The sequence below is a fragment of the Streptococcus sp. HPH0090 genome (genome assembly GCF_000411475.1).
GTDB lineage: Bacteria > Bacillota > Bacilli > Lactobacillales > Streptococcaceae > Streptococcus.
This window is the reverse complement of sequence record NZ_KE150464.1, coordinates 435,590-458,458: the sequence shown is the minus strand read 5'-3', so window position 1 is coordinate 458,458 and position 22,869 is coordinate 435,590. Positions and strand designations below refer to the sequence as shown.

At 37.1% G+C, this 22,869-nt stretch carries 17 protein-coding genes and 2 pseudogenes; 5 read left to right on the top strand and 14 right to left on the bottom strand.

Features of this window, described 5'->3' with window-relative positions; all coding sequences use genetic code 11:
• Positions 1-212: 212 nt before the first annotated feature.
• From HMPREF1481_RS04225 to HMPREF1481_RS04190, 8 genes and pseudogenes are all read right to left on the bottom strand, one after another.
• The gene (locus HMPREF1481_RS04225) at positions 213-638 is read right to left on the bottom strand and encodes a hypothetical protein (protein ID WP_016465821.1); all 426 of its coding nucleotides are present in this window, start codon (positions 636-638) and stop codon (positions 213-215) included.
• Positions 613-1,524: pseudogene (locus tag HMPREF1481_RS10520) on the bottom strand (phosphodiester glycosidase family protein). The gene HMPREF1481_RS04225 and the pseudogene HMPREF1481_RS10520 overlap by 26 nt, the downstream one beginning before the upstream one ends.
• Positions 1,521-2,564, bottom strand: a complete 1,044-nt coding sequence (locus HMPREF1481_RS04215) for a bifunctional glycosyltransferase family 2/GtrA family protein (RefSeq protein WP_016465818.1) — start codon at positions 2,562-2,564, stop codon at positions 1,521-1,523. Before HMPREF1481_RS04215 ends, HMPREF1481_RS10520 begins: the two are co-directional and overlap by 4 nt.
• A 238-nt stretch (positions 2,565-2,802) precedes the next feature.
• Positions 2,803-4,458 carry an LPXTG cell wall anchor domain-containing protein gene (locus tag HMPREF1481_RS04210; RefSeq protein ID WP_016465817.1) on the bottom strand — a complete coding sequence of 552 codons (1,656 nt, stop codon included), beginning with the start codon at positions 4,456-4,458 and terminating at the stop codon, positions 2,803-2,805.
• A 197-nt stretch (positions 4,459-4,655) separates the two neighbouring features.
• Positions 4,656-5,153, bottom strand: coding sequence for a YkgJ family cysteine cluster protein (locus HMPREF1481_RS04205; protein WP_016465816.1), 498 nt, complete (start codon positions 5,151-5,153; stop codon positions 4,656-4,658).
• Positions 5,154-5,241: 88 nt separating this feature from the next.
• A complete protein-coding gene (gene addA, locus HMPREF1481_RS04200; protein ID WP_016465815.1) occupies positions 5,242-8,892 on the bottom strand; it encodes a helicase-exonuclease AddAB subunit AddA in 3,651 nt (1,216 codons plus the stop codon).
• Positions 8,889-12,140: an ATP-dependent nuclease subunit B gene (gene rexB, locus HMPREF1481_RS04195; protein WP_016465814.1), complete on the bottom strand. Its 3,252-nt coding sequence runs from the start codon at positions 12,138-12,140 to the stop codon at positions 8,889-8,891. The genes addA and rexB overlap by 4 nt, the downstream gene beginning before the upstream one ends.
• A gap of 130 nt (positions 12,141-12,270) precedes the next feature.
• Complete coding sequence (locus tag HMPREF1481_RS04190; protein WP_016465813.1) at positions 12,271-12,942, bottom strand: CPBP family intramembrane glutamic endopeptidase; 672 nt, start codon at positions 12,940-12,942, stop codon at positions 12,271-12,273.
• 179 nt (positions 12,943-13,121) lie between these two features.
• Between HMPREF1481_RS04190 and HMPREF1481_RS04185 the strand changes: the two genes are divergently transcribed.
• Positions 13,122-13,931: a Cof-type HAD-IIB family hydrolase gene (locus HMPREF1481_RS04185; protein ID WP_016465812.1), complete on the top strand. Its 810-nt coding sequence runs from the start codon at positions 13,122-13,124 to the stop codon at positions 13,929-13,931.
• A 47-nt stretch (positions 13,932-13,978) separates the two neighbouring features.
• Here HMPREF1481_RS04185 and HMPREF1481_RS04180 read toward each other — a convergent pair whose 3' ends face one another.
• The 6 genes from HMPREF1481_RS04180 to glmU form a co-directional block, all read right to left on the bottom strand.
• Positions 13,979-14,239: a SemiSWEET family transporter gene (locus HMPREF1481_RS04180; RefSeq protein WP_016465811.1), complete on the bottom strand. Its 261-nt coding sequence runs from the start codon at positions 14,237-14,239 to the stop codon at positions 13,979-13,981.
• Between the two features lie 169 nt (positions 14,240-14,408).
• The gene (gene pcrA, locus HMPREF1481_RS04175) at positions 14,409-16,697 is read right to left on the bottom strand and encodes a DNA helicase PcrA (RefSeq protein WP_016465810.1); all 2,289 of its coding nucleotides are present in this window, start codon (positions 16,695-16,697) and stop codon (positions 14,409-14,411) included.
• A gap of 119 nt (positions 16,698-16,816) precedes the next feature.
• Positions 16,817-17,512 carry a 5'-methylthioadenosine/adenosylhomocysteine nucleosidase gene (locus HMPREF1481_RS04170; RefSeq protein WP_025173260.1) on the bottom strand — a complete coding sequence of 232 codons (696 nt, stop codon included), beginning with the start codon at positions 17,510-17,512 and terminating at the stop codon, positions 16,817-16,819.
• Between the two features lie 11 nt (positions 17,513-17,523).
• The gene (macP, locus tag HMPREF1481_RS04165) at positions 17,524-17,835 is read right to left on the bottom strand and encodes a cell wall synthase accessory phosphoprotein MacP (protein ID WP_016465808.1); all 312 of its coding nucleotides are present in this window, start codon (positions 17,833-17,835) and stop codon (positions 17,524-17,526) included.
• A gap of 11 nt (positions 17,836-17,846) precedes the next feature.
• Positions 17,847-18,392, bottom strand: coding sequence for an NUDIX hydrolase (locus tag HMPREF1481_RS04160; RefSeq protein ID WP_016465807.1), 546 nt, complete (start codon positions 18,390-18,392; stop codon positions 17,847-17,849).
• A gap of 9 nt (positions 18,393-18,401) precedes the next feature.
• Positions 18,402-19,781 carry a bifunctional UDP-N-acetylglucosamine diphosphorylase/glucosamine-1-phosphate N-acetyltransferase GlmU gene (gene glmU / locus HMPREF1481_RS04155; RefSeq protein WP_016465806.1) on the bottom strand — a complete coding sequence of 460 codons (1,380 nt, stop codon included), beginning with the start codon at positions 19,779-19,781 and terminating at the stop codon, positions 18,402-18,404.
• Between the two features lie 157 nt (positions 19,782-19,938).
• On the opposite strand from glmU, the gene HMPREF1481_RS04150 reads away from it, so the two are divergent.
• From HMPREF1481_RS04150 to HMPREF1481_RS04135, 4 genes and pseudogenes are all read left to right on the top strand, one after another.
• Positions 19,939-20,739, top strand: a complete 801-nt coding sequence (locus tag HMPREF1481_RS04150; protein WP_016465805.1) for a glycoside hydrolase family 25 protein — start codon at positions 19,939-19,941, stop codon at positions 20,737-20,739.
• Positions 20,740-20,847: 108 nt separating this feature from the next.
• Positions 20,848-21,689 (top strand): annotated as a pseudogene (locus HMPREF1481_RS10515) (DUF368 domain-containing protein).
• Entirely contained in the window at positions 21,689-22,174 is a 486-nt protein-coding gene (locus HMPREF1481_RS04140; protein ID WP_016465802.1) for an aminoacyl-tRNA deacylase, read from the top strand. The pseudogene HMPREF1481_RS10515 and the gene HMPREF1481_RS04140 overlap by 1 nt, the downstream one beginning before the upstream one ends.
• On the top strand, positions 22,171-22,794 hold the full coding sequence (locus tag HMPREF1481_RS04135) for a histidine phosphatase family protein (RefSeq protein ID WP_016465801.1): 624 nt from the start codon (positions 22,171-22,173) through the stop codon (positions 22,792-22,794). Before HMPREF1481_RS04140 ends, HMPREF1481_RS04135 begins: the two co-directional genes overlap by 4 nt.
• The last annotated feature ends 75 nt before the right edge of the window (positions 22,795-22,869 follow it).

Here is a 22,869-nt window from a genome sequence, read left to right as displayed (position 1 = left end):
CCTTTCAATTTTATAAATTTCATATTCTATATTTCTTGCTTATCACTTGTATAGATTGCAATTATCCATTTTATTATACAATATAATTTTAAATATAAAAGGAACATCTTTAAGAAGAAAGAAAGTTGTAATATTGTTAAAACATTTTAGAAATATAAATCAACAAAAAGTAGTCGAAAATTACTGAACGACTACTTTTTTTATTCTAAGAATTAACCTTCTATTACTTTGGTACGTTTATTAGTTAGAAGCGGACTTATAAATATAGATAGAATAGCTAAAATCGCAAAACTAATACCGACATACCAATATGGTAAATCAAGTGTGGTTGAACGACCAGATAGATTGACTATCCCACGGAATAATGTTCCTGTTGTAACAATTGCTACTGCTGAGTTCCATAAATTAAGGCTTAATCTTGAAAAATACGGAAGGACTTTGAGCAAAATTGCTAGTATTATCCCACCCACCAGAGGTACAGCGAACAAGTAATGCATATGAACTGATGTCTCTCCAAAACTAAATGATTCATAAATTCTAGAGAAAGCAAAGAAGAAAATCGTAATTAATGTATAAGAAACAACAGTTTTTGTAAAGCGTTTTTTGTTAGGATTAATAACCAATGTAGACAATATCACTCACCGCCCTTTCTGAAATTCTGTTTCCTCCAGTCGTTGGCTTGTTAATAACCTGACCGTTGAAGTAAAGCGTAGATGATCCACCACCATCAAGGTTGTAGGCGGTTTTTACACCGTATGATTTCATGACTTCAGCCATTTGGTATAGGGATAGGCCCTTACTTTCGGATGTACGTCCGTCAGAAACTACGATAATATAGTGGTTCTCATCAATAATCCCAATCGCAGTACGAGGATTTGATGCCATAGCTTGTCCAACTTCTTCATTTGTTCCTACTGCAATCTCACCATTTTAACTAAAGCAGGACCAAAAAGCCAAGAGGTTGACAACACCATCTTTAACTAGTTGGTCAGCTGAAATTTGATCTTCGTAGATAATCTTGAAAGAACCAACTTTATAGATAGCTAAATCACCATTGCTTGAATCTTCTCGAACAGTATCACGATAGACGACACCATTACGGATAACATAACCAGTTGAGTTTGCACCGTAATAATCTCCGTTGACTGCTAGAATAGCATTGTTATCAGCTGCTGTTTCAGAAGTTTTTGCAGTTACGTTGGTCCCAAAGGCATTTTGGGCGAAAGCTGTTTTCAGATAATCTGATGAGCTTACTGTAACATCTGCAATGTAGACTTGCGTACTATTAACTGTCGTTTCAGACAAGTTAATGGAGATATTATCGTCCTTATAACTTGAGTCTGTTACTGTTGCTGTTTTTGCTGCTTGACTTGCCGTCGCAGTATTTGTACTAGTGCTAGTTGTTGCTACTGTCGAAATAGTCTCAGCAAGAACAAAAGTCTTTAGCATAGAGTAACTAAAAGATCCTGTCAAAAGTAACCCGACAACTGAAGCATAAGCATATCGTTTTTTTATAAATTTCATAGTACAGTTGATGTCCTTTCCTTAAAAATGAATTTCTTCTGAATGGTCCAAGAAACAGCAAAGAGAAGAATTCCAACAATAATCTTAACGATTAAGAGATTCATTCCAAATACTGCATAAAATAGACGAATAAGAAGCGTGTCTAGAACAAAGAGTCCTACTGCAAGACCGAAATATCCCATACCTGTTTTTACAAGACTATCCTCGTTTTTAAATACTAGTTTCTTATTTGTAGAGTAGTTAAAAATGGAGCTGGTCACACGGGCTAGTCCGTTAGCTAGGAAGATACGGAAACTCGTCGGTACTGTTGGTAAAAACAAAATCGCTAGAGCATAGACGATATAATCAATAACAAAGCTACTAAGGGATGATAAGGCAAATTTAAAAATATTTTTATAAATCATTAACCCATCTCTAATCGGGCGGAAGTGAGATCCTTCATTATCATTTATATAGACAGTTTCAATGGGAACTTCTAAGATTTCATATTCTTTTGTTGCTTCCAGAAGCATGTTCATTTCGTATTCATACCTTTTTCCTTCTATTTTTAACATAAAAGGTATAAGATTTGTTGTAAAAGCGCGAAGTCCTGTTTGTGTATCTGTTACTCCTACTCCTGTTTGTAATTTAAAGAGAGCTTTTGTCAGACTATTTCCGAAACGGCTACGAAGTGGTACTTTACCTGTGAAGGCCCGAACTCCTAGGATTAGTTTGTTAGGATTTTCAGAAGCTTTGTTAGACGTACGGAAAATATCCCAAATCTTATGCTGACCATCTGCGTCTGCTGTGACTACTGTTCCATAAATGTTTTGTTCTTGGATATAAGAAAAGGCTGTTTTAAGCGCTTGCCCTTTACCTTGATTCACTTCGTGACGGAGTACCGTAGCATATTGCTTAGCTTTTTCAAAGATATTTTGACACTTTGATGAACTCCCGTCGTCGATAACTAGAATATGAAAGTCACTCTTTTCATGGATTTTTTCGATGAGTTTGATAAGTTTATTATCAGGTTGATAAGCTGGAATTACTATATAGTTCATACCGGCACTCCTTTCTTAGTGATGGTATAACTATACAGAATATCGCTTAAAGATACCTTATATCAGTTTTCTTTAAGAAAAAGTTCAGATAAATTTAAGGTTTTAAAAAGATTGTTAATCGTTATTTGTAATAAATATGCATAATACCCTTTAAATGCTTCAGACTTCACTTAACAAATCATTCAATTAAAAAAGTCAGCCCCAAAGGGTTGACTCATGTTAATTCTTTGATTGAGACTCACTTATTATCGTGTGTCTTTTTTAATAGTGAAATTCCAAAGAATCCCATTAGAATAGATGCGATAGTAAAGAATAATTGAGAATTTGTCTCACCTGTATTTGGTAACTGTGCTTGTTCTGCTACAGATTTTGACTCTGTTTCTGTTGCTTTTTCGGAACTATAAGTCTGTATCTGTCCGGGGTCTGAACTCGTCTCAGTAATTGGCTCCTGCGTTTGGTCTGCACTAGGTGCTGGCTGAGCCTCTTTTTCATATTCGTAAACAATATGTACAGAACCATCTTTCAGGGTGCCAGTTTCTGCATCAGATGTAGCTGAAATTCCGACAAACTTATAAGCTGTACCATCAACTGTTATTGTTTCAGGACGGTCATTTTTATCATCCCCAACTGTATAGGAAATTAACGCTCCCGTAGAATCATAAATCGGAGATAAGGAAAGCTTGGTATAAGTATCTTTAAGTTTTTGATCAGTTCCTTTGATAACATAATCTACCAAAACATTACCTGTATAGAAAGCTGAAACATCTTGGTCAGCCATATCTTCTTTTTCAGATACGTAATAAACTACTTTCTTGTTTGCTCTTAACGTAAATTTATCAACATAATTGAAAAAAGTTGATCTATCTATATTGGTATCTTCAGGAATCCTTGTCCAGTCACCGTTATTTGGAGTGATATAGGTACTTGGATTTGAAACTGACTTTATAAGGTGACCATTCTTTACATGACTATCATCAATCAACGAAGGATTTCCTATACCACCAATGTCGTCACTATTCAAGTCGGCAGCAAAATAATGGTTAGAATATTCTTCTAAGTTTTGAGAACCTGTTTCATAGCTATTAACACCACCTTCTTGACTAGCTTTCCAAACCATTCTAGCGTCAATTGCTAAGTATTTGATTTTTTTAGCTTCTTCCATTGGAACTGTGACTTCTACTTTGTATGCTTGACTCTTATCAAAATTAGTAAACAAACCATAAGATTTAACTTTACCATCTGTCATGTAGCCATATTCATAGTTGCTGGTATTGACTACGTAAGGTGTTTTTCCAACTTCAAGTTCTTCAGAAGTCGGAGTATTAAAAGTTTCAGGATCATAATTTTCAGTATCATCAAAGCTAATCTCTGTCATTGGAGCATTAACATTAACAGGATTGCCCTGTGCGTCTCGTGTACCAATAAGAGTAAATTGAACTGTAGCATCCTTAATCTTTGGAACTCGAATCAAAAGATCATTTACTGTTTGCCCATGGTCACTAGAATGGATTCGCTGATAAGCAACTGTATAGCTATAAGTGACACTTTTCCCATCGGCACTTACAGTAGCATTCTGCCCCTCTACGTTAACCTGACCACCATCAGAAATGATATTGTTATTCTCTAAAACTTCAGTACTTGAATTGTTTTTATCAGTTGTCGAAGTTGATGAGTTTGTTGTTTCATTAGAACCATTCCCTTGTGTTTCTGAAACACTATCTACCTGTGGAACTGCATTCTCAGAGTTGTTTGAATTCAAATTTGCACTTGGAGATTTAAGAATGGCACTATTAGTGGCACCAACTTGTTCATCTGCTTTAGCATTAGTTTGGATATGAGCATTTAACACGAAGACTGAAAGAGATGCTATACCGAATTTTAATAATTTATTCATAATTAATGACTCCTACTTAGAATATAATATCAGTTAACAAAATTAAACTCATAGTCTTAAAAAATCATCCTTTATTATAAATAAAAAAGATTAATATTGCAACAAATCATATAAATTCCTTCTTTAAAGAAAATTTTATCTATAATCTATATCCAAGAAAAATCCCACCAAATTCTATCTAGTGGAGATTTTTTCTTTTATTCTATTTTGCCCCTTAACTTCTCAACAAAAAGATAGGCTGCTGGGCAGGTTAGAGTATTTTTGATTGTAAGATTGTTTATTTGGTAGATTTTCTTTCGGTCAGTATGAGGAAATTCTCGACAAGCTTTTGGGCGGACCTCGTAAATAGAGCAGAGGTTATCGCCACCTAAGAAAGGACAAGGCATAGATTTAAAAACCTTATCTCCATCTTCATCAACTTGTAAGAATTCGGCTTCGAAGGCAGGAAGTTTCATCTTAAAATACTTGGCAATGCGTGTGATATCTGCTTCTTTAAAGTCAGGACCAAGAGTTTTACAACAGTTAGCACAAGCTGTACAATCAATCTCTTTAAAAACCTCTTGGTGTATCTCAAGTGCAATCTTATCCAAATTTTTAGGAGCTTTCTTCTTTAAGTTTCCTAGAAATTTTCTGTGTTCCTTTTGTTTTTGTAGCGCTAATTGATGATAGTATTCAATATCGATTTCTTTTGGCATAAATTCTTTTACATCCTTTTCTGAAACTAGTATACCATAACTGAAAACAAATAAAAACTACTGCCAAAAAGGCAATAGTTTTAATAGGTTAGTTAACCTCGACTATTTCTACAGTATCCTTGCCAAGTAAAATTAGATGTTTCTCAATTCTATCTATCTGATAAGAACGAGATAGAGCCTCAGCATATAATTCTAATTGACCACGATAACGTTCAATCAGTTGACTAGCGTAATCGTATCGGTCTGTCTTGTAGTCAAACAGAACAATCTTATCATCATAAAGTAAATAACCATCTAAAATACCACGGACAACAAAGTATTCCTGACTCTTTTCATCTCTTTTTAACATAGAGAAGGGTTGTTCACGATAAAGCTTGTCCTGGTTTGCAAGAATTTCTTGACCGAGTTGAGTATCGAAAAAGGACAAGATTTTATCTAGATTAACTTTATCTTTAACAGCAGGGCTTGCTTGCACTTGCTCTAAAGCCTCTGTCAAAGTCTCTAAAGTAGGTTTCTTATTGAGATTAATTCGCTGCATGAGTTCGTGAGTTGCACTACCAATCTCAGCCCCTGTAACTTTTTCAGTTTTTGAAAAATCTGGAAGCTCAAACTGAACAGTAGTCTCTTTTGGTTTGCTTTGACCAGCTACTACAACTCCTTCCATATCCATGACCGGTTCATAGAACTTTTTAATCTGACTCGGTGTCTGAACACTTGGAAGATTGATTGCTGCACGGTGGATTTCGTTATACACTTCCACTTCTTTTAGCATTTCCAACGCATCTTTGATGGTTTCTGACTGACGGTTGTCTGCTTGGGATAAATCTTGAAGTTGACTTTTATGTTCCAATTTTCCGATAGCTTCTTTGGTTAGGTCTTCTTCACCTTCAAAGCGCACACTAAAGTGTAAATCCTCTTTAAAAAATGCTTGATAGATGGCCCAAATCCAATCCTGGAAATTTTGAGCGTCTAGTCTAGTTTCTCTCGTCAAAAGACCTTTTCCATTTGTCGGATATTCTTTAGACTCTAATTTTTCACGTGATCCTTTTCCGACTAGATAGAGTTTCTTCTCAGCACGTGTCATGGCTACATAGAGCAAACGCATGAGTTCAGAATAACTTGCTAATTGGAGTTCTTCCTCATTTTGAGTATATGTCAAGCTTGGAATAGATAATTTAATGGTAGATGGAACATATTCCTCTTTTGCATTTGTAGCGACTCTAGCTACATAATTTAACCCAATTCCATTTGTGCGACTGAGGATAACCTCAGACATAGTATCCTTCTTGTTGAATTTTTGATCAATATTGAGGATAAAGACATAAGGAAATTCAAGCCCTTTACTCTTATGAATACTCATAAGTTCTACAGCATCCTTTGGTGGTGCTACAGCAACATTGGCAAGGTCATGCTGGGCTTCCAAGACTTGGTCAATCATTCGAATAAAACGGGATAATCCCTTGTAATTACTCTTTTCAAACTGATCTGCTCTTAGAGCAAGAGCGTAGAGATTTGCCTGTCTGGCCTGTCCATTTGGCAACGCACCGACATAGTCATAGTAAAAGCGGTCGCTATAGATTTTCCAAATGAGATCATAAAGAGAATGTGTTTTTGAATATAAACGCCAAGCCTGGACGGTTTCCATGAAAAATTCTAATTTTTTATGAAGTTCAGACTTAATTAAATCCTTATGAAGACTAGTTTTCGCTTGAGCATTGACTAGTTTCTCATAAAAGTTCTCTTGAACTTTATCCTCAGATTTTTGGAGAGCGAGACGAGCCAATTCATCCTCATCAAAGCTAAACATCGGAGATTTCATTAGAGAAACCAAAGCAAAGTCTTGAAGAGGGTTGTGGATGACACGAAGAGTATCCAACATCACCTGGACTTCTAGGGATTGCAAATAGTTTGCTTGAGCACCGTCTGTCTTGACAGGAATACCATATTCAGACAAGGCGAGCAGAACTTGATCATTACGACTTCGACTAGCAGTTAAGAGAGCCATGTCCTTGAAAGGTACACCCTTATCATTATGAAGGTGAATTATCTCCTTAAGCACCATCCGCATTTCACCAGTCAGTTTGTTAGTTACAAGTTCCTCCTCATCATCAGAATCGCTATCATCATCCTTATCGTACAAGAGAACTTCTGCCTTGTTTTCTGGATTTGATTGAATATCAGTATTTCCAAAAACAAGCTGGTGCATACCGTCATAAGATATCTCTCCAACTTCCTCGTCCATGAGGTGTTTAAAGACATCGTTCGTAGCATCAAGAACCTCTGAACTGCTTCGGAAATTTTCTTTAAGCAGAATTAACTGACCTTCTTTGTCATCTTGAGTGAAGCTGTGGAATTTTTCATTGAAGATTTGGGGATCTGCCTGTCTAAAACGATAAATAGACTGCTTAATATCTCCTACCATAAAACGATTATGACCGTTTGAGAGGAGTTCTAGCATTCTTTCCTGAATGTGGTTAGTATCCTGGTACTCATCAACCATGACTTCATGGAAGCGTTCCTGATACTCATGTCGAACCTGAGGGAAGTTTTCCAAAATCTCAATGGTATAGTGACTAATATCAGCAAATTCGAAGGCATTTTCTTCACGTTTTCGTTGTCGATAGGCATCAACAAAATCTCTCATGAACACTTGGAATATCTTTGCCAAGTCCCAGGACTCTTGATGATAATCTTCTTGGAATTTTAGTAAAGTGATTTGATTATTGAGTGCAATCAGCTTTTCAAATTTTGATTTTCTATCTTGGTTGTAAGCTTCTTTCAAGTCTTGCAGTTCGGCCTTGCGACTGGCATTTGTGAGAGCTTTACCATTCTTAGCTTTAGAAATATTTACAACTCGCTCTAAAACTTCTTGGTATTGTTCAAAAGTAGAATCATGAGTTAAAGAACCGATTTCATCAAGAACTTGTTGAACAGATTCTAAATAAGCTGCTTTACCAAATTCCTTGGCATCATTATCCAAATGGTAACGGAAAAAGCTTTCTAAATCCCAGAGTTTCTCCTTTATATCGTCTACAAGGTTTTCTTTAGCAAATGTAAAATCAGCCTTTTCAAAACCTTTTAGAAAAGATTCCTTTAGCCAAGCCTGAGGATTGCTAGTAGATTGCAAAAAGTCATAAATCATATAGACCTGTTTACGCAGTCCACGCGCATCTTTACTCCTACCTGCAAAGTTCTTGACCAATCGACTAAAATTATCTTTCTCCTGGCCTTGGTAATGACTTTCAAAAACTTGTCGAAAAACCTCATTTTTTAAGAGAAGTTGTTCACTTTCGTTCTGAAGGATACGAAAGTTTGGAGCAAGATCTAGTAGATAGCCATGCTTGGCCAGGAATTTTTGGGTAAATGAGTCCATGGTTCCAATTGCAGCATTGGGTAAATCGGCTAATTGTCTACCAAGATGTTTTTTTAGTTCCACATCTTGCGTTTCTTGGATCTGTTGGCTGATTTTCTTTTCCAAGCGTTCTTTTAACTCGGTTGCTGCCTTAACGGTAAAGGTAGAGATAAAGAGTTGGCGGATTTCTACGCCACGCGCTAACTGGTCAAGAATCCGTTCAGCCATGACGAAGGTTTTCCCCGAACCAGCAGAAGCTGAGACTAGAATATTTTGTCCTGAGCTATAAATAGCTTGAATTTGTTCAGCTGTTTTCTTAGGTTTCTTGTTAGATTGAGCTTCTGCTATTTGTAACTCTTTAATCTCTTCTTGAGATAAAAATTTCATCGCTCCAACTCCTCTCTGATTTTATTAAACCATGCTTCCTTGTCATTGCTCTTAGCTACCTTATCTAAAAATCTAGCCTGACCTAGATGATAATTAGCTTCAAAACCTGTAATAGACTGATATTGCTGAACATAGGGCGCAATGCTTCTACCGTTTTCAGTATATGGATTAATAGCAAATTGACCAGATAAAATCTTCTCTGCTGCCTTTTTGTAGATAAGGGCATTATAGTCTAGTAATAATTGGAATTCTTCATCAGATAACTGATATGTCTTGTTTTTATTGTAAAACTCTCCAAGGTGTTGCATCTCTTTTTCGAGAAAGAGACCTTGGTATTTCATGCTCTTATTGGTTTCAGTTACTGCTTTTGAAAGAGTTTTAACAGTTTGTAATGACTGAGTTGGTTCAGACATTTCTAAGTACATAGCACCGAAGAAGTCTTTATTTCCTTCTTTCTTAAGAGCAGCCAAGTATGTTGGCAATTGTGAGTTTAGACCGTTAAAAAAGAGAGGAAAGTTAAATTGAGTTAGAGAAGATTTGTAGTCCACAACACCAATAGCATCTGAAGTTTTCAAACGGTCAATACGATCGACCTTCCCACGAACATAAATATTACGACCATTATCTAACTGTACAAAAGCTTGTTCCTTGCCACCAAAAACAGCCTCCTCTTGAATTGTTTCGACATCAGCATTGTGACGAAGAATATGTCCAGTAGCGCGTGCCACATCTAAGAGAACTTCCTTAGCAAATTGAGATTCTAAACTTTCTTGATAAATGGCTTGAAAGTCTCTTTCTTGACTAGTTTCAGAGATGGCCTGTTCTAAACGGCGATCAAAAGATGTATCAGCAGGAAGTTTCATTGCACGTTCAAAAATACGATGCAAGAAATTCCCGTGACTTCTAGCGTCAGGTTTTAATCGCAATTCTTCCTGTAGGCCCAATACATATCGGAGGTAATAGCTGTATTCATTTCGATAGAATTCTGTTAGACCAGATGTTGATAGATAAAAATCTTGCTTCTGAGGATATAAAGCTTCCAGTGTATCACTAGCTAAAGTTTTGCTTTTAGGACTTGTTGGTAAAACTGGATTTTCTAAACCTTGGTCTTCCAACTTTTTCCCCATGACACGAGCCAGAACTTTTACAAAAGTTAAGTCTTCATCACTTGAAGTGGATTCGCTTTGTTGATGATAGGCAACGAGACTAGACAAAAGACTGTGATAAGAACCAATATCATCTTTCGATAGATTTTTTCTGTCGATTCTTTTTTCGATTTTGGTAAAACCTAAGTTTTGCAATTCCTTCAAATAAATGGACTCTTCACTCTCGTCTTCATTGAACAAACTTGGAGCTGACAAAACTAACTGTTTACGAGCAGAGTTAACCTGAGAAAGCATAGTATAACGATTCTTTTTAAGATTTTCCTGGCTAGCAATCATCAATTGTGAACCTTCTTGAGTCACTTGATTCAAGGTTTCTCTTTCTTCATCACTCAACAAACTGGTATTTTGAGTGATTTTTGGCAAATTGTTCTGACTTAAACCAAGCGCATAGATATAATCGGATGTCAACGGTGAAATCAAATCATAACTCTGCACCAGAACAGTATCTACCGTTGCAGGGATTGTACGATAATTTGATAAGGACATCCCTGAATGAAGTAGAGCCAAGAAATCATCTAAAGTAACCTGAGTCCCTTCAAAAACAGTAGCAAATTGCTCCATGACATGGCAAAAAGCCTTCCAGACTTCTTCTTGTCTGTCTTGTTCAGATATCTCCAATGTTTCTGTTAAGACTTGTAACTGCTTGGTCACATGAGCTTCCTTCAAAAAGTTGTTCCATTTTGCAAGAATATTTTCAGCCTTTTGCTTGCGACTTCCTAGTAAATTTTCTAAAGGTGTAATGATACGAAGTCGAAGTTCATTTAATTTTTCTAGATCAAATTTTCCATGATGTGACTTTGTAAACTCTTGTTTAAAACTAGAAAGTCCATCGATCCCTAGATAACGGAGATATTGTTCAAAGTTATCAATTTCCTCTTGACTAAGGTCAGTATACAAACCAGTGCGTAGGAGATTAATCAAATCTTCCTGACGGAAATTGTATCGTTTCAAACGTCCAATGGATTCTACAAATTGCGTTAAAGGATGATGAGCCATGGACTCACTCTTGCCCAGATAAAATGGAATCTGATACTGATTAAAGATTGTCTGCAAGGACAGTTTATAAGACTCTACATCTCCTAGCAGGATTCGAAAATTCTTATAACTAAGTTCTGAATCATGGTGCAATTTCTGGCGAATACTTCGAGCAACTAACTCCAGCTCTTCTTTTTGTGTCAGACAAGACCAGATTTGCAAGTCCTTTCTATCTTCGTCATTCACATCTAAACTAATTTCGGAATAATCATAAGCACTTTCCAGTAATTTTGAGGCTTTAGCAAAGGCATCAAGTTTTCCATGTTCTTGACACGCAGCTTCTGCCTTAGTCTGGTATTTAAAGGCTAAATGATGCAAAAACTCAACACTGGCTTGATAGAGATTCCCTTCAGTAAATGGACTTGTATAAGCTTTTTTAGTCGCATACACACCTATGATAATCTCAACACCCTTACGGTGCAATAAATCCACTAGGTGTTCTTCTTCTGAAGAGAAACGAGTAAAACCATCAATAACTAGGGCAATCTGGCTAAAATCACTACTTACTTTGTTTTCTTCGATAGCATTGATCAGATATGATAATTGACTCCCTTGTGAAATTTGTCCTTGGTTGAGATAGGCTGCTACCTTTTCAAAAATCAAGAGTAAATCAGAACGTTTATCAGCGTCAGATAGACTTTCAAAATCCAAAAAGCTCATCTTCGCAGTTGTCATTTCATGATAAATTTCAATCAGTTGTTGGATGAATTGCGGATCTTGCTTAATAGCCCCGTAAACACGCAAATCCTTAACATCTATCTCAGATAAACATTTATAAAAAGCCATACCAAGACCGATATCATCGAGACTAGACTTCGCTGGTATATCGTTTAAAACCAGATAACGAGCCATTTGAGCAAAGCGCGTGACTGTAATAGCAAAAGAAGCCTGCTGACTCAAGCACTCAAGCACGGCGCGTTCCTTTTCAAAAGAAAGAGAGTTAGGGGCAATATAAAAGACTCGTTTGCCTTGATCAACTAGTCCTTGAGCCTCCTTGGTTAGGATTTCTGTCAAAGAAGTCCGAATATCGGTATAAAGTAGTTTCATCTCTGCCTCATTTGTTTTTGTCATTCCCTTTTATTATATCATTTTTTAAGTCAAAACAGATTGATATAAAGCCCTAATTTTAACCTGTCCCATATCAAAAAAGTCGGAATAAACTCCGACTTTTTATTATTTACCCACCAGAAAACAAGAGTACCCATAATTCCCAAAATGCAGTAATGTTAATCATGATATGGAGCAAAATGGGATAATAGAGAGAATGAGTTTTTCGGTAGAGGAATGCAGCAATTGCTCCTCCACTTGCATATGTGAAAAAGGCGAGTGGTGTTAAACCTGAACTGACATGCACATAGCCAAAGACACAAGCTGATAGTAAAACATCTCCATACCAAGATGAATCTTTCAAAAATGTATTCATCAGAACTCCTCGATATCCCAATTCTTCTGTAATTGGTCCTAACAGACAAACAATAAGTAAAAGATAAGGTAACTCTTGTCGCCCTGTCATCTCAGTCAATTCATTTAAAGCGATTTGATTGGACGTTGCTGGGGTTAAAAAGGAAAACACAATACCTGAAAGATGACTGACTCCATAAGCAAGAAGCAAATAAACTGGATATCTCCATTTCCACTTCAACTCAAGAATTTTCCTACCTTCGAATACTAGTAAATAAAGAATAGCTAGAAAAGTAACGCTAAGCTCTAAAAAAGCAAGAATTTGAAAAAATTCTCTACTAGCAGGCACAAACCTAGCTGTAAAGTGATTAAAAATCCACCAAAACCAAGTCTTCCTATAAATGATTACCAATAAGGCTAGTAAAATCTGTACTACTCTTTTTTTCATGCCAAGTCCTCAGCTTTTTATACTTTATACTATAATATTAAATGCTTGCAAATTTAGTATATCATATTTTTGTTATCTATCTACTAAAACCTAAATAGAAATGGCATTTCACTTAGCTTTAGACTTATTTACCTCAAAATATGCTATAATATAAGCAAAACACGAAAAAGGGAAATGCTATGATTAAACTACTTGCTCTTGATATGGATGGTACTCTTCTCAACGAAGCCAAGGAAATTCCTCAGGCTCATATTGATGCTATTCATAAATCTATCGAAAAAGGTGTTAAACTGGTTCTATGTACTGGTCGTCCTCTCTTTGGAGTTCTTCCCTACTACAAGAAACTCGGTCTTGATTTGCAGAATGAATACGTCATCGTCAATAATGGTTGTTCAACTCACCAAACCAGTGACTGGGGCCTTGTTGACTGGCGAGAACTTAGCAAATCTGACATCGAATACCTGAATGAACTTGCTGAAAAGAGCGAAGTCCAGTTGACTCTCTTTGACGAAGAACACTACTTCGTTCTCGGAGGTAAACCAAATCCTATCGTTCAATATGATGCGACACTCGTCTTTGCTGATCTGACTGAAATCTCACTAGAGGAAGCCATTAGCGGTAAGTACCGTATGTTCCAAGGCATGTTCTTAGGCACAAAAGAACAAACAGATGATTTTGAACAACGATTTGCGGATGAACTTTGTCAGAGATTTAGCGGTGTTCGTTCTCAACCGGTTATCTATGAAGCAATGCCACTCGGTACAACTAAAGCTTCTGCTCTTTCTCGTTTGGCTGAGATTTTAGATCTCCAACCTTCTGAAATCATGGCCATGGGTGATGCCAATAACGACATTGAGATGCTGGAGTTTGCAGGGTTAGGGATTGCTATGGGAAATGCTAGCGACCACGTCAAATCTCTTGCTGATGCCGTAACTGCTAGCAATGAAGAAGATGGTGTTGCACTCGCTATTGAGAAATACATCTTGTAAATAAATAAAAGCAACTAGCAGAACATTCTGCTAGTTGCTTTTTATTTTTAGAACAAAGCTGTCAACGCGGTAATAAGTCCAAAAACAATACCTGGTGCATTAGCTGCTGCTAAAGGAATGTCACGTTCTTTTTTAAAGAGTCCGTAGTAAACCCAAAGACTGCAGTTAATTGCAGCTACTGCTGGCTGGATAAAGTTTCCCTTTTGACCTGCAAGGTTGTTCATAATTTGTGGAATATATGAGATATACATCATTACAGACATAAAGGTTGCAATCCAACCCAATGTTTTCATTTGTTTTTCGGTCATTTTCTTCTCCTTTCGACTTAGAACCACTGTATTATACACTATTTTTCAAAATCATGTAAGCAAAAATTTCCATTGTTATGAAAACGTAAATTATCACAATCTTGTGATAAGATAATCATCAAAAAATCCCTCTGAATATTACAGAGGGATTTTTATTCGTTAAGAAAACTTACTTTTTCGAAATTGGTGCTACACTGGCTAAGAGTTTTTTGAGACCAACCCCTGGGAAATTGATTTTCAATTCTTGAGTGGATCCACTGCCTGAAACTTCCAGCACAGTTCCTTCACCCCATTTTTTATGAAGGGCAATATCACCAATAGACCAGCTTGTATCACTAGAATCTTGCTTATTCCCAGCCGCAAATTGTCCAAATGGTAAACCACTTGATTGGATCGATGTAGGCGCAGCATTCCGCTTTCGTTCTTGAAGCGCCTGAGCCAAACTCATTCCTTTACCAAATGCTGTTCCTCCGCCACTATAAGACGCTTTAAAACTTGTATTAGCAGGACGTGCCAATCCTTGATAGGTCAACAAATCTGAACTAATCTCATTGATAAAGCGTGTGGGACGATTGTAACTAGTACGTCCGAATAGCAAGCGAGAGTTTGCATTGGTCAGATAAAGAATTTTCTCAGCTCGCGTGATTCCTACGTAAGCCAAACGACGTTCTTCTTCTAACTCATCAGGATCCTCAGCTGCGCGGCTAAGCGGAAAGACATTTTCCTCCATACCAATGATAAAGACAACAGGAAACTCAAGCCCTTTGGCCGCGTGAAGAGTCATCAAGGTTACTTCAGATGTCTCTTGGCTACCAGAGTCGGTATCTGCTATCAAAGCCAAGTCGTTCAAGAAACGACTAAGTTTATCTAGTCCTGTTTCCTCTTCTTCACTTTCAGGATTATCATCGAAGTTTTTCGTAACAGAGAGGAACTCCTCAATATTTTCAACCCTAGCCTTACTTTCCAAGGTTGCTTGGGCCTTAAGTAAATCAACGTAACCTGTTTTTTCTAATACTGCTTCTACCAACTCAGTGATTGTCAATCGGTCCAGTTGTTCACGCAAATCGAGAATCATATTTGCAAAGTCCCAAATAGATTGAGCCGCTTTACCTTTGATACCTGATAACATGATATTTGCAGAGGCATCTAGCATAGACATTTCTTGCATGTTCGCAAAGTCACGAATCTTCTCAACAGTTCCTGGGCCAATACCACGTTTTGGTTCGTTGATAATGCGTTCGAAACTGATATTGTCACTCAAATTAGCAATAAGATTGAGGTAAGCAATAATATCACGAATTTCCTTACGACTGTAGAATTTTGTTCCACCAACCATTGTGTACGGAATATTTGACTTAAGCAATGCTTCTTCAATGGTACGTGACTGGGCATTGGTACGATAAAGAACTGCAAAGTCTTTGTGAAGGAAGTTGTGGCTACGACTAAGTTCATCAATTGTTTTAGCTACAAAGACAGCCTCGTCCTGTTCATCATTTGCACGATAGTAAATAATTTGTTCCCCATCTGCATTTTGAGTCCAAAGGTTTTTAGGACGACGATTTTTATTGTTTTTGATAACATCGTTGGCAGCTTGGAGGATGTTTTTAGTGGAACGATAATTTTCCTCTAACAAAACGACCTTTGCATCTGGATAATCTTTTTCAAAATCAAGGATATTCTGCATATCAGCGCCACGCCAACCATAGATAGACTGGTCAGCATCCCCGACAACACAGATATTTTTGAAACGAGAAGCTAAGAGTTTAACAAGTTGATATTGAGCATGGTTTGTATCTTGATACTCATCAACATGGATATACTGAAACTTTTGCTGGTAGTATGTCAGGACATCTGGATTCTGATCAAAAAGTCTCAGTGTCAACATGATCAAATCATCAAAGTCTACTGACTCAGACTGACGAAGCTCCTTCTGGTATGCAGTATAGCATTTAGCCACAATATCAGTATACAAATCTCCAGCTTGAGCAGCATAAGCCACATCATCAATCAGGTCATTCTTAGCATTAGAAATAGTTCCTAAAATAGAACGTTCATTCCATTTTTTAGGATCTAAGTTTAATTGTTTTAAGATACGCTTCATCAGTGTTCGCTGTTCACCTGGATCGATGATTGTAAAATTTCGATTATAGCCAATATGATCTGCATCACGACGTAAGATACGAACACACATAGAGTGAAAGGTCGCTATCAAACAATCCTGAGTAGCTGGATTGAGCCCATAGGCACGCTCCTTCATCTCTCGTGCCGCTTTATTAGTAAAGGTAATGGCTAAAATATTCCATGGATTAACCATCTTTTCGTCAATTAAGTAGGCGATACGGTGGGTCAAAACTCGTGTCTTACCGGAACCAGCCCCCGCCATAATAAGCAAGGGACCTTCTGTAGTCTGTACCGCTTCTGCTTGGCGGTCATTCATACCGTTTAATAAAGGGTTCATTTTCTCTTCCTATTCTTCAAATCAATGTTTCTATTATATCAAAAAAGACCAAAAATAACCGTAATTGGAATAATCTACTTATTTTCAAAAAAAGAACACTAACAAGTGTTCTTTTTATTTTAATCATGAATAGATTGTAAAAGTGTCAACAAGGCTTGAGCCGATCTGTGTCCAGCTTCTACGATAAATTCATCAAATGAAATAGAAGCTTCGTGGTTGGCATTATCACTCATGGCACGAACAACCAAGAATGGTAGTTTCAAGGCATTTGCTGCCTGAGCAATAGCTGCCCCTTCCATCTCGACTGCAAGAACCTGAGGAAAATGCTCTTTAATCACCGCAATCTTATCATCACCAGCTACGAAACTGTCTCCTGTCGCAATCAAACCTAAATGCCAATTTTGATCAAGTTTAGATAAGCTCTCTTGAATCAAAGTAACAAACTTTTTGTCTGATTCAAAGTAAAGTGGTTGTTGGGCCATTTGACCGTATTCATAACCAAAAGCAGTCACATCAACATCGTGGAAGGCTAGTTTTTCAGCAATCACGACATCTCCTACTGAGATACCTTCAGCAAGGGCACCCGCTGAACCCGTATTGATGACAGCATCCACTTTAAAGTGATCAGCTAAGATTGCAACACTCATGGCAGCCATGACTTTTCCAATACCACTCTCCACTAATACAAGCTCAACAGCCCCAATCTTTCCAGTGTGATAAGTATTACCCAATACCATTTCTTCACTGGCGTTCTCCAGGTGTTGAATCAGGTAGGCTAATTCTTCTGGCATCGCTGCAATAATACCGATTTTCATGACATCCCCCATTAAATAAATCTCATTGCTAAAACTAGCAGAATCAAGAGAAGGATAACAGCAAATAGAATCTTATTCAATTTAGAGTTAAAGACATTTCTCTTGGTATTTTCGATTCGACGACTCTTATGGATTTGAGGTTCAACCTCAATCGTTAAAGTATCCTGACTAAATCCATGGTCACTTGAACGTGAAGCTCTATAATGTTGAGATGAAGTAGATAGTATCTTTGTCTCTTGATCATCCACTAGAGTGGGACCAGAGATGTCTTCACCACGATTAGCGCGTTCAATTATTTCGTCTGTTAATAAAGGTTTTCCCATGGGTTCCTCCTCTATTTTTCTTGTAATTCCCAGTACTGGATGGCCATGATAGTTTTGGCATCACAAATATCACCAGACTGGATGAGTTGTTTTGCTTGTTCAAGGCTAACTTCTAGTAATTCTAAAGTTTCATCTTCATCTTGTGGACGTGGATTTTCGACTTTGGATAGGTTGCTTGCCAAGTACAGTTTCAATCTTTCATTACAGAAACCAATAGCAGAATAGAAATCATACAAAAGAGTCAGTTTTCCAGTATAGGCAGTTTCTTCTTCAAATTCACGAAGGGCTGCTGCTTCAGGATCAGCGTTTTCTCCAATTTCTAGTTTTCCTGCAGGAATTTCAACAGAAACTTTTTCAATCGCCTTGCGATATTGCTTGACTAGAACTATCTTATTTTCTGGAGTAACTGCAAGAACACATACTGCACCGTTATGGAAAATCAAATCGCGTTGAGCCGTCCCTTTTCCTGAAGGAAGTTCAACCTGGTCTTGAACTAATTGGAAAATAGAACCTTTATAGATTTCTTTTCGACTAATCGTCTTCTCTTCAAATTCCATGGTTAGCTCCTATTTGTTTTTAGGATGGTGAGGGAGACGAGTTGCATATTCGTCCTTATTAACTTGACGACCTCGCCCGATGGCAATAGCATCAGCAGGCACATCTTTAGTAATTGTTGAACCTGCACCAACAAGAGAGTTATCCCCTAGTTCTACCGGAGCGATAATCGTTGAATTAGACCCGACAAAGACATTGTTACCGATGATAGTTTTGAACTTGTGTTGACCATCGTAATTCACAGTGATGGTTCCAGCACCAAAGTTGACATCACTTCCAACTTCACAGTTTCCAATATAAGTCAAATGACCCGCTTTGGTATTTTCGCCAATAGAAGAACCTTTCACCTCAACAAAGTTTCCGATATGAACATCCTTAGCTAAGCTAGATCCAGGACGAATATGAGCGTAAGGTCCAACTGTAACGCCATCTGCTACTGTGCTTTCTTCAATCATCGAGTTAGTAATTACAGCACCAGAACCTACCGTACTATCAACGATATGAGTTCCGTTCGTCAAAATAGTTTCTGCACCAATCTTACTAGAACCTTTAAGGGTTACATTCGCTTCAATTTGAACGTCAGGGGCAATTTCGACATCAACATCAATATAAGTCGCATCTGGATTTACAAAACTAACACCATTGACCATGTGAGCTTGGTTAATTCGACGACGCATTACAGCTTCTGCTGTAGCAAGTGCGACACGGTCGTTTACACCGAGACTTTCATCAAAGTCTTTCAGAGTATAAGCTCCAACTTTCTCACCAGATTCACGGAAAATACCAATCACATCTGTTATATAGTATTCACCTTGAGCGTTGTTGGTATTGATATTCTTAAGTGCCTCAAAAAGACGAGCATTATCAAAAACATAAGTCCCTGTATTGATTTCTTTGATTTGTTTCTCAAAGTCAGTCGCGTCTTTTTGTTCAACAATACGGAGCACTTCAGCGTTGTCATTACGAACAATACGTCCATAACCAAATGGGTCATCAGCTTCTGCAGTTAAGATTGTAGCTACATTCTTGTGGTTTACATGGAAATCAATCAAGTTCTTTAGACTTTCACCAGTGATTAAAGGTGTATCTCCAGCGATAACCAATGTTTGTCCAGAAAGACCTTCAAGAATTGGCTCAGCCATCATTACTGCATGACCAGTTCCCAATTGCTCAGACTGTCTTACAAAATCAGTTTGTCCGGCTAAAACTTGTTCAACAAGCTCCGCTTTATGTCCAACAACTGTAACAGTTTTTTCGGGGTCAATTGCGCCTACACTTCGAAAAACATGCTCAAGCATTGAAATTCCTGCAACCTTGTGCATAACTTTCGGTAAATCTGATTTCATACGGGTACCCTTACCCGCTGCTAAAATAATTGCATAATTTGCCATATTTTTCTCTTTTCTATAGAAATTCTTTATTATTATACCACAATTTAGTTCACGATACACAAATTTGATGAACTCAATACCACTCAAAAGACTGTCATTACTTAATTTTGAGTAAATATTTTGATTTTTTTCATTATTTACGATAAACTATAGTGGTATGAGAAAAAAAATTCGTCCAGCTTTTATAGTTACTATATTTGCTGTTTTTATAGGGCTCTTATTTCTCAACCGGCCTCGGTTTGAAGAACACCCTGTAAAAACTAAACAAAATCCAGTACAAATAGAAACACAAGCTCTACATAACTTGGATAAGCCTATCATCGATATCTCTGGCTGGCAAAGACCTTCAGAAATCAACTATGATATTTTATCTCAAAACATCTCTGGTGCGATTGTTCGAGTTCACGGAGGAAACCAGATCACTACTGAGAACGATGCATCTTATACGAATGGAATAGATAAAGCTTATAAAAGTCATATTTCAGAGTTTCAAAAACGAAATATCCCAGTTGCTGTCTATGCATACGTTTCTGGAAAAAGTGTAGAGGAAATGGAAAAAGCAGCTGAATCATTTTATAATTCTGCCTCGCCTTATAATCCTAGTTACTATTGGTTAGATGTCGAAGAAAAAACCATGTCTGATATGAACAAAGGGGTTGAGGCTTTCCGTGCTAAACTAGAATCACTTGGTGCTAAAAACATCGGTATCTATATTGGTGTTTACTTCATGCAAGAACATAGCATCAGTACAGATAAATTTTCTGCCATTTGGATTCCTTCGTATGGGCTTGATTCAGGCTACTTTGAAAGTTCACCAAATACCGACCTTGACTTTGATCTTCACCAATACACCTCAAAAGGAAAATTAGTGGGATTTGAGCATCATTTAGACTTAAACATCATTTCCTTATCAAAAGATAAGGAAGAGACATTTAGAAAGTTATTCTTAAAACCTTAAATGTAATTAGCAAGTTAGACATTATTTCTGCTTGCTTTTTTTATTTCTCTTACTTTGTGATATAATACTAGAAGAGTTTTTAATGAAAATAATGTACGGAGAGAGTTTATGTTATCTTGGATTTCAAAAATTATTAAGGGAATTGTTATTGCGCTAGGCTTTATTTTACCAGGAATTTCTGGTGGTGTTCTAGCAGCAATCTTGGGTATTTACGAGAGAATGATTCGTTTCTTAGCTCACCCATTTAAAAATTTTAAAGAAGATGTTCTTTATTTTTTACCAGTTGCAATTGGTATGTTACTAGGTATTGGACTATTTTCATATCCTATTGAATATCTCCTTGAACACTATCAGGTTTATGTATTATGGAGTTTTCGGGTGCCATTATTGGAACCGTCCCAAGCCTTGTAAGGGAAGCTACTAAGGACTCCGAAAGAGATAAGATAGATATGATTTGGTTTTGGGCAACCTTCATCATTTCAGGGTTTGGGCTTTATGCTTTAAACTTTGTAGTTGGTTCACTAAATGCAAGTTTTACAAGTTTTATCTTAGCTGGTGCCCTTCTCGCTTTAGGGGTTTTAGTTCCAGGATTAAGTCCTTCAAACCTTCTCTTAATTTTAGGACTATATAGTCCAATGTTGACTGGTTTCAAGACTTTTGATTTAATCGGAACTTTTCTTCCAATTGCAATTGGAGCTGGTGCAACTCTGATTATTTTCTCAAAATTAATGGATTATGCTCTTCGTGTCTACCACTCTCGTGTCTATCACTTTATCATTGGGATTGTCCTTTCAAGCACTCTCCTGATTTTGATCCCAAACGCTGGTAATGCTGAAAGCATTAGCTATAGCGGCTTATCTCTTGTTTCCTATGTCATCATCGCCTTCTTCTTCGCCCTTGGCATTTGGTTAGGGATTTGGATGAGTCAATTGGAGGATAAGTACAAATAATGGCCAAAAAAACTAAAGTTAAAAAGACCTTAGTCGAGCAAATATTAGCTAAGGCAGGTGTTGAACACCAAGGGATTCAAATCAATGCTTTAGAGGGAGATCTTCCTTCTGAGTATGAGAGAAGTCACATTTTTAAAACACTAGCTCTTTTAGGGGACAAGACTGGTCCAGTTATTGGGATTGTTCCTATTACTGAACATCTTTCTGAAAAGAAATTAGCAAAGATTTCTGGTAATAAAAAAGTGAGTATGATTCCGCAAAAGGATTTAGAAAAAACAACTGGATATATCCATGGTGCAAATAACCCTGTCGGTATCCGTCAAAAACACAACTACCCTATTTATATTGATGAAAGTGCATTGGAATTGGAAAAAATGATTGTTTCTGCTGGAGAAGTCGGACACAGCATTATCATTGCTCCACAAGATTTAGCAAACTTTGTTAAAGCGAACTTTGTAGATATTTTGGAGGAAAATAAGTCATGAAACTTTACTTTGTCCGTCATGGTCGAACAGTCTGGAATCTAGAAGGTCGCTTTCAAGGTGCAGGCGGAGACTCACCACTTCTTCCTGAATCCATTGAGACTTTAAAGGAACTAGGCCAATATCTTAAAGATGTTTCATTCGATAAAATATATTCGAGTGATTTACCAAGGGCTATAAAATCCGCTGAAATTATCCAAAGTCAACTGACAAATCCATGTCCTTTGCAAAGTGTACCTGAACTAAGAGAATGGCACCTTGGCAAACTCGAAGGTTTAAAAATTGCTACTTTAAACGCAATCTATCCGCAACAAATTCAAGCCTTTAAAACAAACTTAGCCAAGTTTGATACTAGTATGTTCGAAGCTGAATCACTCTACAGCACAACTCAACGCACCATTCAATTTATTAAATCTTTGAAAAACACGAAGGCAGAACAACTATTACTGGTTGGTCACGGAGCAAATCTCACTGCAAGCCTTCGAACACTTTTAGGATTTAATGAAGCGCATCTTCGTAAAAATGGTGGTTTGGCCAATGCAAGTCTAACAATTATAGAGACTGACGACTTCGAAAAATATACTCTTAAGACTTGGAACGATACTTCTTATCAAAGAAAATGATAGAACTTGATGAATAGCATCAAGTTCTTTTTAGTTTTTATAGAATATCCGTGAATTTCTTGACTTTTTATGATA

Bases quoted from the DNA above. Each gene is read 5' to 3' on its own strand.
- HMPREF1481_RS04215 (WP_016465818.1), bottom strand. From the start codon at position 2,564: ATGAACTATATAGTAATTCCAGCTTATCAACCTGATAATAAACTTATC.
- macP (WP_016465808.1), bottom strand. From the start codon at position 17,835: ATGGGAAAACCTTTATTAACAGACGAAATAATTGAACGCGCTAATCGT.
- HMPREF1481_RS04185 (WP_016465812.1), top strand. From the start codon at position 13,122: ATGATTAAACTACTTGCTCTTGATATGGATGGTACTCTTCTCAACGAA.
- HMPREF1481_RS04150 (WP_016465805.1), top strand. From the start codon at position 19,939: ATGAGAAAAAAAATTCGTCCAGCTTTTATAGTTACTATATTTGCTGTT.
- HMPREF1481_RS04210 (WP_016465817.1), bottom strand. From the start codon at position 4,458: ATGAATAAATTATTAAAATTCGGTATAGCATCTCTTTCAGTCTTCGTG.
- HMPREF1481_RS04170 (WP_025173260.1), bottom strand. From the start codon at position 17,512: ATGAAAATCGGTATTATTGCAGCGATGCCAGAAGAATTAGCCTACCTG.
- HMPREF1481_RS04160 (WP_016465807.1), bottom strand. From the start codon at position 18,392: ATGGAATTTGAAGAGAAGACGATTAGTCGAAAAGAAATCTATAAAGGT.
- HMPREF1481_RS04180 (WP_016465811.1), bottom strand. From the start codon at position 14,239: ATGACCGAAAAACAAATGAAAACATTGGGTTGGATTGCAACCTTTATG.
- HMPREF1481_RS04205 (WP_016465816.1), bottom strand. From the start codon at position 5,153: ATGCCAAAAGAAATCGATATTGAATACTATCATCAATTAGCGCTACAA.
- rexB (WP_016465814.1), bottom strand. From the start codon at position 12,140: ATGAAACTACTTTATACCGATATTCGGACTTCTTTGACAGAAATCCTA.
- HMPREF1481_RS04190 (WP_016465813.1), bottom strand. From the start codon at position 12,942: ATGAAAAAAAGAGTAGTACAGATTTTACTAGCCTTATTGGTAATCATT.
- addA (WP_016465815.1), bottom strand. From the start codon at position 8,892: ATGAAATTTTTATCTCAAGAAGAGATTAAAGAGTTACAAATAGCAGAA.
- HMPREF1481_RS04140 (WP_016465802.1), top strand. From the start codon at position 21,689: ATGGCCAAAAAAACTAAAGTTAAAAAGACCTTAGTCGAGCAAATATTA.
- glmU (WP_016465806.1), bottom strand. From the start codon at position 19,781: ATGGCAAATTATGCAATTATTTTAGCAGCGGGTAAGGGTACCCGTATG.
- HMPREF1481_RS04135 (WP_016465801.1), top strand. From the start codon at position 22,171: ATGAAACTTTACTTTGTCCGTCATGGTCGAACAGTCTGGAATCTAGAA.
- pcrA (WP_016465810.1), bottom strand. From the start codon at position 16,697: ATGAACCCTTTATTAAACGGTATGAATGACCGCCAAGCAGAAGCGGTA.